The 16,061-nt window shown below is 52.6% G+C and carries 12 protein-coding genes and 4 pseudogenes; 14 read left to right on the top strand and 2 right to left on the bottom strand.

Annotated features, from left to right (window positions below; translation table 11 throughout):
• Positions 1-116: 116 nt before the first annotated feature.
• The 5 genes and pseudogenes from PT300_14095 to PT300_14075 all read left to right on the top strand — a co-directional run bounded on the left by PT300_14095 (position 117) and on the right by PT300_14075 (position 6,876).
• Positions 117-1,415 carry an inorganic triphosphatase gene (locus PT300_14095; protein ID MDF7681651.1) on the top strand — a complete coding sequence of 433 codons (1,299 nt, stop codon included), beginning with the start codon at positions 117-119 and terminating at the stop codon, positions 1,413-1,415.
• Positions 1,416-1,437: 22 nt separating this feature from the next.
• On the top strand, positions 1,438-4,272 hold the full coding sequence (gene glnE / locus PT300_14090) for a bifunctional [glutamate--ammonia ligase]-adenylyl-L-tyrosine phosphorylase/[glutamate--ammonia-ligase] adenylyltransferase (GenBank protein MDF7681650.1): 2,835 nt from the start codon (positions 1,438-1,440) through the stop codon (positions 4,270-4,272).
• 208 nt (positions 4,273-4,480) lie between these two features.
• Positions 4,481-5,917 carry a bifunctional D-glycero-beta-D-manno-heptose-7-phosphate kinase/D-glycero-beta-D-manno-heptose 1-phosphate adenylyltransferase HldE gene (gene hldE, locus PT300_14085; GenBank protein MDF7681649.1) on the top strand — a complete coding sequence of 479 codons (1,437 nt, stop codon included), beginning with the start codon at positions 4,481-4,483 and terminating at the stop codon, positions 5,915-5,917.
• A complete protein-coding gene (locus PT300_14080) occupies positions 5,914-6,042 on the top strand; it encodes a hypothetical protein (GenBank protein MDF7681648.1) in 129 nt (42 codons plus the stop codon). Before hldE ends, PT300_14080 begins: the two co-directional genes overlap by 4 nt.
• Before the next feature lie 139 nt (positions 6,043-6,181).
• Positions 6,182-6,876, top strand: a pseudogene (locus PT300_14075) (IS1 family transposase).
• Positions 6,877-6,881: 5 nt separating this feature from the next.
• On the opposite strand, the pseudogene PT300_14070 reads toward PT300_14075, so the two are convergent.
• Positions 6,882-7,391 (bottom strand): annotated as a pseudogene (locus PT300_14070) (PAAR domain-containing protein).
• A gap of 315 nt (positions 7,392-7,706) precedes the next feature.
• Complete coding sequence (gene mutH, locus PT300_14065; protein ID MDF7681647.1) at positions 7,707-8,402, bottom strand: DNA mismatch repair endonuclease MutH; 696 nt, start codon at positions 8,400-8,402, stop codon at positions 7,707-7,709.
• A 129-nt stretch (positions 8,403-8,531) separates the two neighbouring features.
• On the opposite strand from mutH, the gene PT300_14060 reads away from it, so the two are divergent.
• From PT300_14060 to PT300_14020, 9 genes and pseudogenes are all read left to right on the top strand, one after another.
• The gene (locus PT300_14060) at positions 8,532-8,765 is read left to right on the top strand and encodes a hypothetical protein (protein ID MDF7681646.1); all 234 of its coding nucleotides are present in this window, start codon (positions 8,532-8,534) and stop codon (positions 8,763-8,765) included.
• A gap of 318 nt (positions 8,766-9,083) precedes the next feature.
• The gene (gene rppH / locus PT300_14055) at positions 9,084-9,614 is read left to right on the top strand and encodes an RNA pyrophosphohydrolase (GenBank protein MDF7681645.1); all 531 of its coding nucleotides are present in this window, start codon (positions 9,084-9,086) and stop codon (positions 9,612-9,614) included.
• A gap of 95 nt (positions 9,615-9,709) precedes the next feature.
• Positions 9,710-11,976: pseudogene (ptsP, locus tag PT300_14050) on the top strand (phosphoenolpyruvate--protein phosphotransferase).
• 335 nt (positions 11,977-12,311) lie between these two features.
• Positions 12,312-13,196 carry a prolipoprotein diacylglyceryl transferase gene (gene lgt, locus PT300_14045; GenBank protein MDF7681644.1) on the top strand — a complete coding sequence of 295 codons (885 nt, stop codon included), beginning with the start codon at positions 12,312-12,314 and terminating at the stop codon, positions 13,194-13,196.
• The gene (gene thyA / locus PT300_14040; GenBank protein MDF7681643.1) at positions 13,193-13,987 is read left to right on the top strand and encodes a thymidylate synthase; all 795 of its coding nucleotides are present in this window, start codon (positions 13,193-13,195) and stop codon (positions 13,985-13,987) included. Before lgt ends, thyA begins: the two co-directional genes overlap by 4 nt.
• Before the next feature lie 299 nt (positions 13,988-14,286).
• Positions 14,287-14,778 (top strand): prepilin peptidase-dependent protein, encoded by a 492-nt coding sequence (locus tag PT300_14035; GenBank protein MDF7681642.1) that lies wholly within the window; start codon positions 14,287-14,289, stop codon positions 14,776-14,778.
• Positions 14,769-15,332: a prepilin peptidase-dependent protein gene (locus PT300_14030; protein ID MDF7681641.1), complete on the top strand. Its 564-nt coding sequence runs from the start codon at positions 14,769-14,771 to the stop codon at positions 15,330-15,332. The genes PT300_14035 and PT300_14030 overlap by 10 nt, the downstream gene beginning before the upstream one ends.
• Complete coding sequence (locus PT300_14025; GenBank protein MDF7681640.1) at positions 15,329-15,736, top strand: DUF2509 family protein; 408 nt, start codon at positions 15,329-15,331, stop codon at positions 15,734-15,736. Before PT300_14030 ends, PT300_14025 begins: the two co-directional genes overlap by 4 nt.
• Positions 15,721-16,041: pseudogene (locus tag PT300_14020) on the top strand (prepilin-type N-terminal cleavage/methylation domain-containing protein). Before PT300_14025 ends, PT300_14020 begins: the two are co-directional and overlap by 16 nt.
• Positions 16,042-16,061: the final 20 nt, after the last annotated feature.

The raw sequence follows: 16,061 nt of genomic DNA, 5'->3' as shown, positions 1-16,061 counted from the left end.
TGACAAAATGCACATTGCATCGCGCATTATCGCCAAATACTATTTATTGACAAGAGATTCAGGGCTTAGTTCGCTCCTGATGGCCGGATACAAAAAAGCGGTGGAATAATTTATTTATGGCGCAAGAAATAGAATTAAAATTCATCATAATGGATAACGGCGTAGAAAATTTGCGTCACTATCTTAATACTCTCGATGCACAACATACTGCGGCGAGCTCATTGCAGAATATTTATTACGACACCGCAGAGGGCTGGCTGCGTAGCCATGATATTGGATTGCGGATTCGCGGCGAACGCGGGCAGTATGAAATGACATTGAAAACGGCAGGCCATATGACAGGCGGCTTGCATCAGCGTCCGGAATACAATATCCCCCTGCAACAACCTGAACTGGCACTGGATCGCCTTCCTGCTGACGTCTGGCCACAAGGTCAGTTACCTGCCACGCTGGCGCAAAATATACGGCCATTATTCAGTACCGATTTTAGCCGCGAAAAATGGCAGATTAATGAAGGGGCAAGCACGATTGAAATCGCCCTCGATCGCGGTGCGGTCAAAACGGCGGATCGCCAGCAGGCGATTTGTGAACTGGAACTGGAGTTGCTCTCTGGTCATTTACCGGATGTGCTGACCCTTGCCCGTCGCCTGTTGAGCGTTGGCGTCCTGCGTCAGGGGGGGCTGAGTAAAGCCGCACGCGGTTACCATCTGATACAAGATAAGACGAAATCTCTGCCGAAATCGCTCGGTATTTTGCGCCTGCCCGCCAAAGCCACCCTTGAACAAGGGCTGGTGGCGGCGCTGGAAAGTGCGCTGACGCACTGGCTGTATCATGATGAAGTCTGGGCGCAGGGCTATTCGGCGGCAAAAACAGAGATCCTGCAGGCCATTGCGCGGGTACGCTATACCCTGACGCTGTTTGGCGGGGTTGTGCCCCGTAAGGCGACGGCGGCGATCCGTGAACAGCTCAATGCGGCAGAGGCGGTGCTGGCGGCGGCGGACACCACATCTGCCGCCCTGTTCAGTACCGTCACCGTCGGCGCGAAGCTCACGCTGACAGCATGGCTGGCGAATCGGGAGTGGCGCTCATTTTTAGACCCGCAAGCGCAAAAGCAGATCAGCGGCTCTTTTAAACGTTTTGCTGATATTCATCTGTCGCAGGCACTGGCGAATTTAAAAAAGGCTTTTCAGCCGAATTCAGCCAGCCATTATCATGATCAGTTGCCGCATCTGGCGCGTGAAATCGGCTGTATCCAGCTACTGGCAAGCGCTTATGCCGATGCCGCCACGCCGTGGCTGGCCCGCTGGCAGGCGCTTTATCGCGCTATTGAACACAAAAATATCCCGCTGATTGCTGATTTTTGTCATCAGGTACTGGCCGCCGAACCCTTCTGGTTGCATAGTGGCAAACGATAATAACCCTCAGGAGGAGGCCAATATGTCGCTCTCTTTGCCCTTACAGCAGCACTGGCGAACCATCATCAACCAGTTGCCAGCGGATTTTCCCTCATCAGCGCTCACGCCACAGCTACAGGCCGTGATAACATTCAGCGATTTTGTCCGCCAGAATCTGATTGCGCACCCGCAGTGGTTGCTGGAGTTGACCGCCTCACCGCCAGTGGCGCAGGAGTGGCGTGATTACCGCGTCTGGCTACAGACTGCGCTGGCCAATGTTGATGATGAAGCGGCACTGATGCGCGAGTTACGTCTGTTTCGCCGCCGGATCATGGTACGGATCGCCTGGGCGCAGACTCTGGCGCTGGTCAGTGAAGAGGAGAGTTTACAGCAACTCAGTGTGCTGGCAGAGACATTGATCGTGGCCGCCCGCGACTGGCTGTATCGCGCTTGTTGTCGTGAATGGGGCACCCCGACTAACGCACAAGGCAAAGCGCAACCGCTGTTGATCCTCGGGATGGGTAAACTCGGTGGCGGTGAACTGAACTTCTCCTCCGATATCGATCTTATTTTTGTCTGGCCGGAGAAGGGGACGACCCAGGGCGGACGCCGTGAACAGGATAATGCCCAGTTTTTTACCCGCCTGGGTCAGCGGCTGATTAAGGTTCTCGATCAGCCGACCGACGCGGGGATCGTCTATCGTGTGGATATGCGCCTGCGCCCTTTTGGTGACAGCGGGCCGCTGGTGTTAAGTTTCGCGGCGCTGGAAGATTACTATCAGGAGCAGGGACGTGACTGGGAGCGCTATGCGATGGTCAAAGCGCGGATTATGGGGGAGAATAACAGCGATTACGCCAGTGAACTGCACGCGATGCTGCGACCTTTTGTTTTTCGCCGCTATATTGACTTTAGCGTCATACAGTCACTGCGTAATATGAAAGGAATGATCGCTCGTGAAGTGCGTCGTCGTGGTTTGCGCGATAACATTAAGCTGGGTGCGGGCGGGATCCGTGAAATTGAGTTTATTGTTCAGGTCTTCCAGCTTATTCGTGGTGGCCGCGAGCCAGCACTGCAATCACGATCCTTACTGACCGCGCTGGCGGCTATCGCAGAACGGCGTCTGTTGCCGGAAGAGGATGCCAGCCAGCTACGCGATGCTTACCTGTTCTTACGCCGACTGGAGAATCTGCTACAAAGCATCGATGATCAGCAGACACAGACGCTGCCCGCCGATGATCTTAATCGTGCCCGGCTGGCATGGGCGATGGGCGCCGCCGACTGGCCAGCACTGGAGGCGAGTCTGACCGCCAGAATGGCTCAGGTTCGACGCATCTTTAATGTATTGATTGGCGATGATTCTCCCGCTTCCGCTGACGATCAGCTGGAAGCATACTGGCATGAACTGTGGCAGGATGCGCTGGCGGAAGATGAGACTACCCCGGCAATCGCCCACCTTGCTGATGATGCTCGCCGAGTGGTACTGACGCTGATCACCGATTTTCGCCATGATCTGGATAAACGCCCGGTGGGTCCGCGTGGTCGTCTGGTGCTCGATCAGCTGATGCCACATTTACTGCGTGAAGTATGCCTGTGCACCGATGCCCCGCTCGCCCTGGCGCGCATTATGCCGCTATTAACCAGTATCATCACCCGGACGACCTATCTTGAACTGCTCAGTGAATACCCTGGGGTGTTGCAACATTTAATCAGACTCTGTGTCGCTTCACCGATGGTCGCCAGTCAGTTAGCGCGTTATCCCCTGCTGTTAGATGAACTCCTCAATCCGGATACGCTGTATCAACCCTCGGCGAACAGTGCCTATGGCGATGAATTACGCCAGTATCTGTTACGGGTGCCAGAAGAGGATGACGAGCAAAAGCTGGAAGCGCTGTGTCAATTCAAACAGGCGCAATTATTGCGTATTGCCGCGAGCGATATTGCCGGGACACTACCGGTCATGAAAGTGAGTGATCACTTAACCTGGCTGGCGGAGGCGATAATTGCCGCGGTGGTACAGCAAGCATGGCGGCAAATGGTCACGCGCTATGGTTATCCTGCTCATTTACAGCATTCGACCGAGCAGGGTTTCGCTGTCGTCGGTTATGGTAAGCTGGGGGGACGTGAGCTGGGGTATAACTCTGATCTCGATCTGGTGTTTCTGCATAATTGTCCGGCGGATGTGATGACCAACGGGGCGCGCGAAATCGAGGGTCGTCAGTTCTATCTGCGCCTGGCCCAGCGTATTATGCACCTGTTCAGCACCCGCACCGCACTGGGGATCCTCTATGATGTCGATGTTCGTTTACGTCCCTCCGGAGCGGCGGGAATGCTGGTCACCACCCTTGAGGCGTTCGCTGATTATCAACAACATGAAGCCTGGACATGGGAACATCAGGCGCTGGTACGTGCCCGTGTTGTGTATGGCGATCCGCCATTACAGACGCATTTTGAGGCTATCCGTCACGCGATTCTCTGTACACCTCGTGATGGTTCGACGCTACAGACTGAGGTGCGTGAAATGCGGGAAAAAATGCGTACTCACCATGGCAATAAATGTAGCGATCGCTTTGATATCAAAGCGGGTATCGGTGGCATTACCGATATTGAATTTATTGCCCAGTATCTGGTTCTGCGCTATGCGCACGCGCAACCATCATTAACGCACTGGTCGGATAATGTACGCATCCTTCAGTTACTGGCGCAAAATGGCATTATGGATAATGACGAGGCGCAAAGGTTGACACAGGCCTACATCAGGTTACGCGATGCCCTGCATCACCTGGCGTTGCAGGAACAGCCGGGACATATGGCTGCCGATGCCTTTAGCGAGGCGCGTGAGCAGGTTAATTCGAGCTGGCAGAAGTGGCTGCTGGCTTAGCGCCTGGCCCATCAGGCTATTTTACTTGCCATTTTGGCTCTGGGCAGTGCTCGAAATCCTCAGGTATGACCTGTACGCTGCGGTTTCTTCGCGCTGTCCGTGTCTAAACTGGCTGCGCCAATAACGCCTGGTGGGCCAGGCTCTTAACTAAAAAACAGGGTGTGCTATTATCGCGCGCCACGAAAGTGAGTATTTTGCAGGAGAGAATATGAAAGTCACGCTGCCGAAATTTGAACGCGCCGGAGTCCTGGTGGTGGGCGATGTGATGCTGGATCGTTACTGGTATGGCCCCACTCATCGAATCTCCCCGGAAGCCCCGGTTCCTGTGGTGAAAGTCGACAGTATTGAAGAGCGTCCTGGTGGTGCGGCAAACGTGGCGATGAATATCGCTTCGCTGGGCGCTGCGGTGCGCCTGGTGGGCTTGACCGGGATTGACGATGCGGCGCGTGCGCTCAGTCAGGCGCTGGCCGATGTGAATGTAAAGTGCGATTTTGTCTCTGTGCCCACTCATCCCACCATTACGAAACTGCGGGTATTATCGCGTAATCAACAGCTGATCCGGCTTGATTTCGAAGAGGGTTTCTCAGGGGTTGATCCGCAGCCTATCCATGAGCGTATCCAGCTGGCAATGGGCGCGACAGGCGCGCTGGTACTTTCTGACTATGCCAAAGGTGCACTGGACAGCATTCAGACAATGATCCAGCTGGCTCGCGATGCAGGTATCCCGGTGCTAATCGATCCGAAAGGCACTGATTTTGCGCGTTATCGCGGCGCAACATTGCTGACCCCGAATCTCGCCGAATTTGAAGCCGTGGCCGGTAAATGTTACGACGAAGCAGAACTGGTTGCCCGTGGCCTGAAAATTATTGCTGATTTCGGCTTATCGGCATTGCTGGTGACGCGCTCTGAGCAGGGGATGACGCTATTACAGCCAGGGCGTCCTCCGCTGCATATGCCCGCCCAGGCGCAGGAGGTATATGACGTCACCGGTGCGGGCGATACCGTTATTGGCGTGCTGGCGGCGACGCTGGCGTCTGGCGGCAGCCTGGAAGAAGCCTGCTACTTTGCCAATGCTGCAGCCGGTGTGGTGGTTGGTAAACTCGGCACCTCCACCGTCTCGCCAGTCGAGCTGGAAAACGCGGTGCGCGGGCGTGCGGATACCGGTTTTGGCATCATGAGTGAAGATGAGTTACAGCAGGCGGTGATGGCCGCGCATCAGCGTGGCGAGAAAGTGGTGATGACCAATGGCGTGTTTGACATCCTCCACGCCGGGCATGTTTCTTATCTGGCCAATGCGCGTAAATTGGGGGATCGCCTGATTGTCGCGGTGAATAGCGATGCGTCAACCAAACGGCTGAAAGGGGAGTCACGTCCGGTAAACCCGCTGGAACAGCGCATGATCGTACTCAGTGCGTTAGAAGCGGTGGACTGGGTGGTCTCTTTTGACGAGGACACACCACAACGCCTGATTGCCCGTATCCTGCCCGATCTACTGGTAAAAGGCGGTGACTATAAAGCGGAGGAGATCGCCGGAAGCAAAGAAGTATGGGCGAATGGTGGTGATGTCCAGGTGCTTAATTTTGAGGATGGCTGTTCTACCAGCAATATCATCAAAAAAATTCAGCAGTCTGATCAAAAGAGGTGATCCCGATCATTAGAGGGATTCGGTTATTAGGGGGATTTAGCGCCTGGCTACTTCCCCGGACAATGTCAGAAACCCGCTATCATCAGCAAGATAGTGGGGTACTGGTGCTGTCGGTGGATCATTAAATAAAATTTGATAATGTTTTGCTATCTCACAAGGCTACCTGAGTATCTTCTTTAATCATTCCGGGATATCTGAAAATACGGTCATGTATTCAACGTGTTTATCATGTTGTATAATCACTCTTTTTAACCGGTGCGCCAGATGGCTAAAATTGATGTAACATGCCCGTTTTGTCAACAAACTGAACCCGTTAAAAAGCATGGTCTGGGCAAAGCTGGATTTTAGCGCTATCGCTGTCAGTCATGCTGCCGTACTTTCCAGGTCGATTACGCTTACCGTGCCTGCCAGCCCGGCATGAAAGAACAAATTGTTGACCTTGCCATGAATAATGCCGGTATCCGCGATACCGCAAGGACTCTGCATATCAGCATTAATGCCGTTGTCCGCACTTTAAAAAACTCGCCCCACGATGTGTAACCACGTTTCCGCTGGATAATCAGCAAATCCAGCTTATCTGTGAAGTGGATGAGATGTGGTCTTTTGCTGGCAGTAAAAAGCAGCAACGCTGGCTGTGGTATGCGTGGGAGCCTCGTCTCAAACGTATTATTGCGCCTACTTTTGGGCGCAGAAGCAAAAAGACACTGCGCAGGTTACTGAAATTATTGTCAGGTTTTAATGTTGCCTTCTGGTGTACAGATAACTTCAGTGCTTATGATCTGCTGCCGGATGAAAAACATATCAGGGGTAAGCTTTATACACAGCGGATTGAACGGGAAAACCTGAATTTGCGTAACCGATTAAAGCGACTGAATCGTAAGACTCTGGGGTACTCAAAATCTTTTGAAATGCATGACAGGATCATTGGTACTTTTATTGAGCGCGAATATTATGTTTGAGACGAAATCCAGCCGGGGATTTCCGGGTTGATATCATCGGTCTGAACCCGGTCGTCACCGATGAAAACGTTGGATGACCCTTCGCTGATGGTGGCACTGCAGCTCAGCCTGTCACCGACCCGGGCGACAGGATAGCCATTGATAAACACATTGCTGGAACCTTCCGCCACCACCTGCAACCCGGGACCATGCTCATCGCAGTCACCAGCAGAGAGGTGGGCGATAATCGCCAGTTTGCCGTTAATAAAGACATTGGGCGAGCCCTTCACTAGCACCCCGGCTTTATGGCTGGGTGCCCAGGACATGGAGCCGGGCACTTCGCCCAGTCCGGCACCTCCGGCAGCACCGGCACCGACAGTGGCGGCAACGACAATAGCACTCATTCCCCCGGTGGCGACAACCGCCGCTGCTCCGAGCAATGCGCCACCGACCGCACCGGCAATCAGCCAACCCTGTGAGGCAGTATGTTCGATCGCGTCCCCTTCACGGGCGGCAGCAAATGTATCGTGACTCATTCCTGGTTCTGTCACTCACTGATAAATTTGTTGTCAACAATATCAGAAAGACCGGAGAAGTATGATGGATCAAAAGTGTCGTCGATCACAAAAATCAGCTAACGTAATCGCTGCGAAAAAGTTGCCTGTTTATCGGTGGTCTTTTCCCGGCTTCCACACAGGCTAAAAGCCTGGTTCATTAGGCTATTTTACTTGCTATTCTGGCTTTGGGCAGTGCTCGAAATCCTCTCGTACTATTTTCTCCGCGCTGTCCGTGTCCAAACTGGCTGCGTCAATAACCAGGTGGGCCAGGCTCTAAAGCAGAAAACCTGAACATTAACCCTGGGCGGCAAAAAAATGGCGCGCCAGCAGGGCAGCGGTGAAATTTTTTTTCAGATAAAAGCCACGTGGCAGGGTAAGAATAGGTTCACCATGAATACCAATGGCTTGCGTTAATGCTTTACTGTTGGCCGCCTTTGGCCGAAGCTGTAAAACTTCGCCATGACGCGCGGTAATGCGCTCCACCTGCCCCAGTACAATCAGATCCATCAGTTCTTCCCAGTCCATCCGTAATTGTCGCTCTTCTTCCTCGCTGGGGCTCCATAGCAGCGGTGTCCCGACACGACGTTGTGCCAGCGGAATGCTGCGTTCTCCTTCGACAGGCACCCACAGAACTCGCCGGAGTTTATAACGGACATGACAACTCTCCCAGCTGACACCACTGTTGCCAGTGAGTGGCGCGACGCAAACAAAGGTGGTTTCCAGGGGGCGTCCCCGGCGATCGACCGGAATCGTTTTTAACTCAATGCCTAATGCGGCGAAATCCTGTTGCGGTTTACTGCCGGCACTGGCACCCAGCCACTTTTCCAGCAGGATACCGGTCCATCCTTTATCTCGTGTTAAATCACGCGGGATAGCAATGTCAGCCAGTGCGGCGAGTTCACCCAGCGTATAGCCTGCCAGCCGTTGTCCGTGGCTCAGAAGTTGTTGTTCGCTGAGGGGCGGGGAGAGTAATGGTGCGATGGGGAACATACAAACAAGCCTCTGGCTAAAAAGCAATCAACCCTCGACCATGCGGCCGACAGGATGTGTCTTTTCCGCTGTTGATATGACAAAGTAATGATTTATATAAATTTTTACTTCATCAGGATCATGCTGAAAATGACAGAATCAGTTTGTTCAGAACTGGTCACCGACAATGAACAGGATCTTACACTATGTTATCCACAGAAAAATAGGATAACCAGCAAAAAAACGGACTACTGGTTCCATTTACAGCCCTTTCAGCCGATGAAGCATCCGTTTTTAGCGAAATTATCCGCAATAGCCTATGATAAACTGTGGATAAAATTACTGGTGCCTGATCTTTCATCAGCCACAGAAACAGGGCAGTAATGAAATTAATTTCATCCTGTGACTGTCGGTATTATAGTATGATAATGTGATGAATATCATGTTGTTATAAAAAAATAAGCCATCCGGTGTTTCAGTTGATAGTGGGGTTTTCCCTTGTTAATTCCATGCTTTTTCACAACTCTATCCACAGAAAAAGTGCATAAAACAGGGTGGAAAAGGTTTATGTTGTTTATAACTCGGTTCGCGACTGTGAGTTATTCAAATGTTATTCGTTAAACGGGGTGTCACAGAATGGTTTACCGTTTCCGGCGAGTATGAAACAATCGTTGATATTAAAGATGATATTGAGGTAGTCCGGTGATTGATGACGATGGCTACCGCCCAAATGTCGGTATTGTAATTTGTAATCGCCAGGGGCAGGTGGTGTGGGCCAGGCGCTATGGCCAGCACTCATGGCAGTTTCCGCAGGGGGGCATAAACCCGGGAGAGTCAGCCGAGCAGGCGATGTATCGGGAATTGTTCGAAGAGGTGGGATTAAGCCGTAAAGATGTACGCATCCTCGCCGTTACCCGTAACTGGCTGCGTTACAAATTGCCGAAACGTTTGGTGCGTTGGGATACCCGGCCAGTGTGTATTGGCCAGAAACAGAAATGGTTTCTGTTGCAGTTAATCAGCAGTGATACCACAATCAATATGCAAGCCAGCAGCATACCAGAGTTTGATGGCTGGCGTTGGGTCAGTTACTGGTATCCGGTACGCCAGGTGGTGTCGTTTAAACGCGATGTGTATCGTCGGGTAATGAAAGAGTTCGCCAGCGTGGCGATGTCGCTGACGGAACCCCCCTCTAAACCGCAGCATCTGTCTGCTTATCGCCGGAAAAGAGGCTAAAAAGCAGGCAGGCAGCATATACACGGAGGAGATAAGGATTCAGAACCCTGCCAGGGGATAAATAGCAGCCACCATCATTCTGAATCGCGTACATTATGCTCACCCGGTTACGAGAAATCGTTGAGAAGGTTGCCAGTGCGCCACGATTAAATGTGGCGCTCAATATTCTGGTCAGCGAGGTTTGCCAGGCGATGGCAACAGAAGCCTGTTCAGTCTATCTGGCTGATCATGATCGGCGTTGCTATTACCTGATGGCGACTCGTGGATTGAAAAAACCACGCGACCATACCGTCACTTTCGCTTTTGATGAAGGGCTGGTGGGGCGTGTCGGACGTCTGGCACAACCGATTAATCTTGCTGATGCCCAAACGCATCCCGGTTTTAAATTTATTCCGGCGGTTAAGGAAGCGCGTTATCGCGCTTTTCTTGGCGTGCCGATTATTCAGCGGCGTCAGTTATGGGGGTATTGGTTGTCCAGCAGCGTGAGCAGCGCCAGTTTAATAAAAACGAAGAATCTTTTCTTGTCACCCTGGCAACGCAAATAGCGGCCATTCTTTTTCAGTCACAACTGGCGTTGCTATTTGGTCAGTATCGTCAGATCCGGATCGGTGCGTTGCCAGCCTCTCCCGGCATCGCGGTTGCACAAGGCTGGGCCGATACCCGCATGCCGCTCATGGAACAGGTGCATGAGGCTTCCTCACTGGACACGGCAGCGGAAAGTGAACGTCTGACTGATGCCCTGGAAAAGGCAGCCACTGAATTTCGCCGTTACAGTAAACGCTATGTAGCAGGCGCACAAAAAGAGACGGCGGCCATTTTTGATCTCTATGCCCATCTGTTGTCTGATACCCGTCTGCGCCAGGCGTTATTCACGGAAGTAAATCAGGGGGCGGTGGCGCAATGGGCGGTAAAAAAAGTCATCGAAAAATTTGCCGGTCAGTTTGCTGCTCTAAAGGATAGCTACCTGCAGGAGCGCGCAGGCGATCTACGCTTACTGGGACAGCGCCTTCTGTTTTATCTTAATGACACCCATCAGCCTCCGGATAGCTGGCCGCTGCATATGATACTGGTTGCCGATGAACTTTCTGCAACAACACTGGCAGAAGTGCCGCAGGAGAAGCTGGCAGGTGTGGTTGTACGCGATGGGGCGGCCAATTCTCATGCGGCTATCATGGTGCGGGCGCTCGGTATTCCGATGGTGATGGGGGTGGATATTCAGCCGTCACTTTTACACGGTCATATGCTGGTTATTGATGGCTATCGTGGGGAATTACTCATCGATCCTGAATCTGCCCTCCTGCAGGAATACCAGCGTCTGAGCCGTGAAGAACAGCAACTCAGCCAGTTACTGACCGCGGATCTAACACAGCCAGCGACACTGAAGAGTGGTGAACGGATACAGCTGATGCTGAATGCGGGGCTCAGCCTTGAGCCTGAAGAAAAAACCGCCCACTTTATCGATGGTATCGGTCTGTACCGCTCTGAGATTGCGTTTATGTTACAGCGTGGTTTCCCGTCAGAAGCGCAGCAGATCACACAATATCAGCAGATACTACAAATGTTCGGTGATAAACCGGTGACCCTGCGCACCCTCGATATCGGTGCCGATAAACCACTACCATATATGCCGATCAGCGAAGAGAACCCGGCTCTTGGCTGGCGTGGTATTCGCATTACCCTTGACCAGCCGGAAATATTTCTGATCCAGGTGCGGGCGATGTTGCGTGCTAATGTTGCCACAGGCAATCTCAGCATTTTACTGCCAATGGTGACCACCCTCGATGAAATAGAGGAAGCGCGTCGTTTGATTGTCCGTGCCAGCCAGCAAGTTGAAGCGATGATCGGCAGGGCGATCCCCCCGCTACCGGTTGGGATGATGCTGGAAGTGCCAGCGATGGTATTTATGTTGCCACAACTGGCGAGTCATATCGATTTTATCTCGGTGGGCAGCAATGATCTCACTCAGTATCTGTTAGCGGTGGATCGCAACAATACCCGGGTAGCGGCAATGTATGACAGCCTGCATCCCGCTGTATTGCGGGTGCTGGCGATGATCGCCCGTGATGCGCAGCGCGCAGCGATAGACTTGCGTATCTGTGGCGAAATGGCCGGTGATCCGATGTCTGTGGCGATCCTGATGGGACTCGGATATCGTCATCTGTCGATGAATGCCCACGCAGTGGCAAAGATAAAATACCTGCTACACCATATTGATATCGACCAGGCGCAGGCGCTGGCAAGCCGCAGCCTGGCCGCACAGACAGCGGCTGAGGTTCGTCATCAGGTCATGACCTTTATGGCGCAGTGCGGGATCGGCAGTCTGGTACGCGGAGGGGCTCCACGTGCCCGTGGCAATATCTAACCACTTGGGCCATCAGTCTATTTTCCCTTCTATTCTGGCTCTGGTCAGTGGCCGAAATCCTCACCGGTTACCTGTACGTTGCGGTTTCTCCGTGCTGTCGATGCCAGGACTGGTTGCGCCTGGTGGGATGGACGCTCAATGATGCGATGGATCCGCATTTCAGCAGATGACACTGGCGACGGATATCAGTGGCAATACGGCATCTTTTATCATAACCATACCGCCAGCGAATTAGCCTTATGTTATGATTCGCCTCCTGGATGCGCCGTATCGGATCAGCGTGTACGCTAAGCGCGGTCTGTTTTAGGTCAAATAACAAGTCTTTATGGTGACAGATGAATAGTGGCTACCTGCATTTTCCGGATATTGATCCGGTGATCTTTTCCATCGGCCCGGTGGCTCTCCACTGGTATGGCTTGATGTATCTGGTGGGGTTTGTTTTCGCGATGTGGCTGGCAACCCGTCGTGCGAATCGCCCCGGCAGTGGCTGGAGCAAAAATGACGTTGAAAATCTGTTATATGCAGGATTTCTGGGCGTATTTCTCGGCGGCCGTATCGGTTATGTTCTGTTCTATAACCTGCCTGCCTTTTTACATGATCCCCTCTATCTGTTCCGGGTCTGGGAAGGGGGAATGTCATTCCATGGCGGGCTGATTGGCGTCATCATCGTGATGATGATTTTTGCCCGGCGCACCGGACGTACCTTCTTTCAGGTCTCTGACTTCATCGCTCCGCTAATCCCATTCGGTCTCGGGGCTGGGCGACTGGGGAATTTTATTAATGGTGAATTGTGGGGACGTGTCGATCCTGGCTTCCACTATGCGATGATTTTTCCTGCTTCACGGCAAGAAGATCTGGCATTGATACCTTCCCATCCGCAATGGCAGTCCTTGCTGGATACTTACGGGGCGTTGCCACGTCACCCGTCACAGTTATATGAACTGCTGCTGGAAGGGGTAGTCTTATTTGTGATCCTGAATGTGTTTATCCGTAAACCCCGCCCGGCTGGTTCGGTATCGGGTTTATTCTTAATTGGTTATGGCGTCTTGCGTATTATTGCCGAGTTCTTCCGCCAGCCCGATCAACAGTTTACCGGAGCATGGGTTCAGTACATCACGATGGGACAGATCCTTTCGATCCCGATGGTGCTTGCCGGTATCATAATGATGGCCTGGGCGTATCGTCATCGCCCGGACAATAAACGTTCTGAGGAAATATGAAACAGTATCTTGCTTTGATGCAGAAAGTGCTTACCGAAGGTACGGCTAAAAATGATCGCACCGGTACGGGCACGATCTCTCTTTTCGGCCATCAGATGCGTTTTAACCTGCAGGAAGGCTTTCCGCTGGTGACCACCAAGCGCTGTCATTTGCGCTCTATTATTCATGAGTTGCTGTGGTTTCTTCGTGGTGACACCAACATCAGCTGGCTGCAGCAAAATCATGTCACCATCTGGGATGAGTGGGCAGATGACAAGGGTGACCTGGGCCCGGTATATGGTCAGCAATGGCGCGCCTGGCCTGCGCCAGATGGCCGCCATATCGACCAGATTGCCACCGTTGTCGAACAGCTAAAGCATGATCCTGACTCCCGGCGGATTATTGTTTCGGCGTGGAATGTCGGTGAACTGGATAAAATGGTACTGGCACCCTGTCATGCCTTTTTCCAGTTTTATGTCGCCAATGGCAAACTTTCCTGCCAGCTCTATCAGCGCTCGTGTGATGTATTCCTCGGTTTACCGTTTAATATTGCCAGCTATGCCCTGCTGGTGCATATGCTGGCGCAACAGTGTCAGCTGAGGGTAGGGGATTTTGTCTGGACTGGTGGCGATACTCACCTGTACAGTAACCATCTTGAGCAGGCGCGCTTACAGCTGAGTCGTGAGCCGCGTTCACTGCCGCAATTAGTGATTAAACGTCAACCTGCCTCGATCTTCGATTATCAGTATGAAGATTTTGAGATCACCGGTTATGATCCCCATCCTGGAATTAAAGCACCGGTGGCGATTTAAGTGCCTGCGTAGTCGTGCATGATCAGTATCAGTAGCATCCTGTTGATCAGGGTGCTTTTTTATTCTCCTGAACTCAGCCCGTGACCTTATTGCTGACCGGACTGGAACGAACCCATCTACTCTCATCTCGCCCCTTATGGCCGTCATATTGACGCGCTGCTGAAACAAAAAATACCCCGGATATGACGCTTCCGCTGAAAAATCAGATCACGCTTCACAATATCGCTTAACGTACTGCAACGCCTGATATCTCTTATCGACGGAAGATCCAGGTCTGCCCTTTGCTCATCGTCATCATTATGCGCTTGCTGCATACTCACGCCATGAACAGACAACATGGCTACACCCTGATTGAAACCTTAGTCACCCTGACACTGCTGCTGATCCTCAGCGCAGGCGGGATATATAGCTGGCAACGCTGGCAACAGCAGCAGCGTTTATGGCAAACCGCCAGCCAGGTGCGTGACTATTTGCTGCTGCTGCGTGATGACGCCAACTGGCATAATCGCAACCGCCCGGTATGGGGGGAACGGACGGCAGAGGGCTGGTGCCTGACCAGCGCTGAGCCACCGACGGGCTGTGATGTCACGGTGCCTTTTACTTTACGCCCTCACTGGTCGGAAGTGACGCTCAGTCATATCACGCCGGGATTAGGCTTTTATGGTCTGCGCAACAGTGCATGGGCCGGGCACATCCGGCTGCAAAGTGGGGAAGAGAGCTGGAACATTATTGTCTCTCACTGGGGGCGCGTGCGTCTGTGCCGTAATGAGGAAAGCGTATCATGTCAGTAATAGCGCGGGGTTTTTCGTTAGCTGAAACACTTGTTGCGATGGCGGTGAGTTCTGTTTTATTGATCAGTGCCGCACGCTTTCTGCCTGCTCTGCAACGGCAGGTATTACGCCAGAATTATCAGCAAGCCCTCGATAACGAACTGTGGCAGCGTTTGTATACGATTGCAAAACATCTGCAACGTGCCGGATATTGTCATGGCAACTGCATAGGGCAACCTTTGCTGATCACCCGTGGTGGGCGCTGTGTCATCGTGCGCTGGGATAGCAACAGTAATGGCATCTGGGAACGGGCACCGCAGACGGAGTCTGACGTCACCGGTTTCCGTCTGCATCAAGGGGCGCTGGAAACCCAGCGTGGAGTGACGAGTTGTTATGGTGGCAGATGGGAAAAAATGACCAATCCACAGGCGATTGTTGTCACCCATTTTCAGATCACCCGTCACGATGTTTCTGGTTTTTCGCCGGAATTTACCCTGATCCTCGCGGCACATTCGCTGACAGACCCGACGGTGACGGCCAGGGCAGAGCATCGGGTAACGGGATATAACTTATGAACCATCAACATGGATTTTCATCGTTGTTAATGGTGCTATTACTTCTGGCGCTGGGCAGTATATTGTTGCAGGGCAGTGATCAACGGCAACGATCACTGATGGCGCAAACGGCGAATGAAGTTCAGGCGATCCGCGATACAGCCAGGGTACATTCCGCGTTACAGTGGGGAAAACGTCAACCGTGGCAGCTCCAGCCAGCGCTGGCTTGTCAGTATGTACCTGAAAAGGCCTGGCGTGTCTGTTTGCGTATTTTCAATGATGTCTCTGTACTGCTTATTGCCCGCAGCGGAAGTGTTTTATTATGGCAGTCGGGGCAGATTATAAAGGGAAAGGTGCTGTTTTCTCCCCACGGCTGGAGTGATTTCTGCCCACTCAATGAGGTGAGCCTGTGTCAGATACCTTAAGCCGTGAGAAGGGTTTTAGCCTGACCGAAACGTTGCTGGCGATGATGCTGTTGATGATGGTCATCATCACCCTTGCAGGCTATCAGCGTGGTCTGGCTAATGGCTTCATACAACTCAGCCACTATCGTCAGGGGTGGCGTGATGCCTGGCGTTATAGTCAACTTCATCCGCCGGATATTCCTGGTAATGGGCGTGTCAGCCGCCGACAGACATCGGCAGCAGAATGTGTCAGCATCACCGTCACGATCACCATACCCGTTGATAAACGGGTGCAGATGACCCGGTTACATTGTCCGGTCAGCCAACAGGCAGGAGAAAAGCGTCA

It is taken from the genome of Enterobacteriaceae bacterium ESL0689 (genome assembly GCA_029433525.1).
Classification (GTDB): Bacteria; Pseudomonadota; Gammaproteobacteria; order Enterobacterales; family Enterobacteriaceae; genus JAQTIF01.
The sequence above is the reverse complement of the archived record's forward strand: the minus strand, read 5'-3'. Positions and strand labels throughout refer to the sequence as shown.

Bases quoted from the DNA above. Each gene is read 5' to 3' on its own strand.
- PT300_14035 (MDF7681642.1), top strand. From the start codon at position 14,287: ATGCGCTTGCTGCATACTCACGCCATGAACAGACAACATGGCTACACC.
- lgt (MDF7681644.1), top strand. From the start codon at position 12,312: ATGAATAGTGGCTACCTGCATTTTCCGGATATTGATCCGGTGATCTTT.
- PT300_14095 (MDF7681651.1), top strand. From the start codon at position 117: ATGGCGCAAGAAATAGAATTAAAATTCATCATAATGGATAACGGCGTA.
- PT300_14060 (MDF7681646.1), top strand. From the start codon at position 8,532: ATGACAGAATCAGTTTGTTCAGAACTGGTCACCGACAATGAACAGGAT.
- PT300_14025 (MDF7681640.1), top strand. From the start codon at position 15,329: ATGAACCATCAACATGGATTTTCATCGTTGTTAATGGTGCTATTACTT.
- thyA (MDF7681643.1), top strand. From the start codon at position 13,193: ATGAAACAGTATCTTGCTTTGATGCAGAAAGTGCTTACCGAAGGTACG.
- mutH (MDF7681647.1), bottom strand. From the start codon at position 8,402: ATGTTCCCCATCGCACCATTACTCTCCCCGCCCCTCAGCGAACAACAA.
- hldE (MDF7681649.1), top strand. From the start codon at position 4,481: ATGAAAGTCACGCTGCCGAAATTTGAACGCGCCGGAGTCCTGGTGGTG.
- glnE (MDF7681650.1), top strand. From the start codon at position 1,438: ATGTCGCTCTCTTTGCCCTTACAGCAGCACTGGCGAACCATCATCAAC.
- PT300_14030 (MDF7681641.1), top strand. From the start codon at position 14,769: ATGTCAGTAATAGCGCGGGGTTTTTCGTTAGCTGAAACACTTGTTGCG.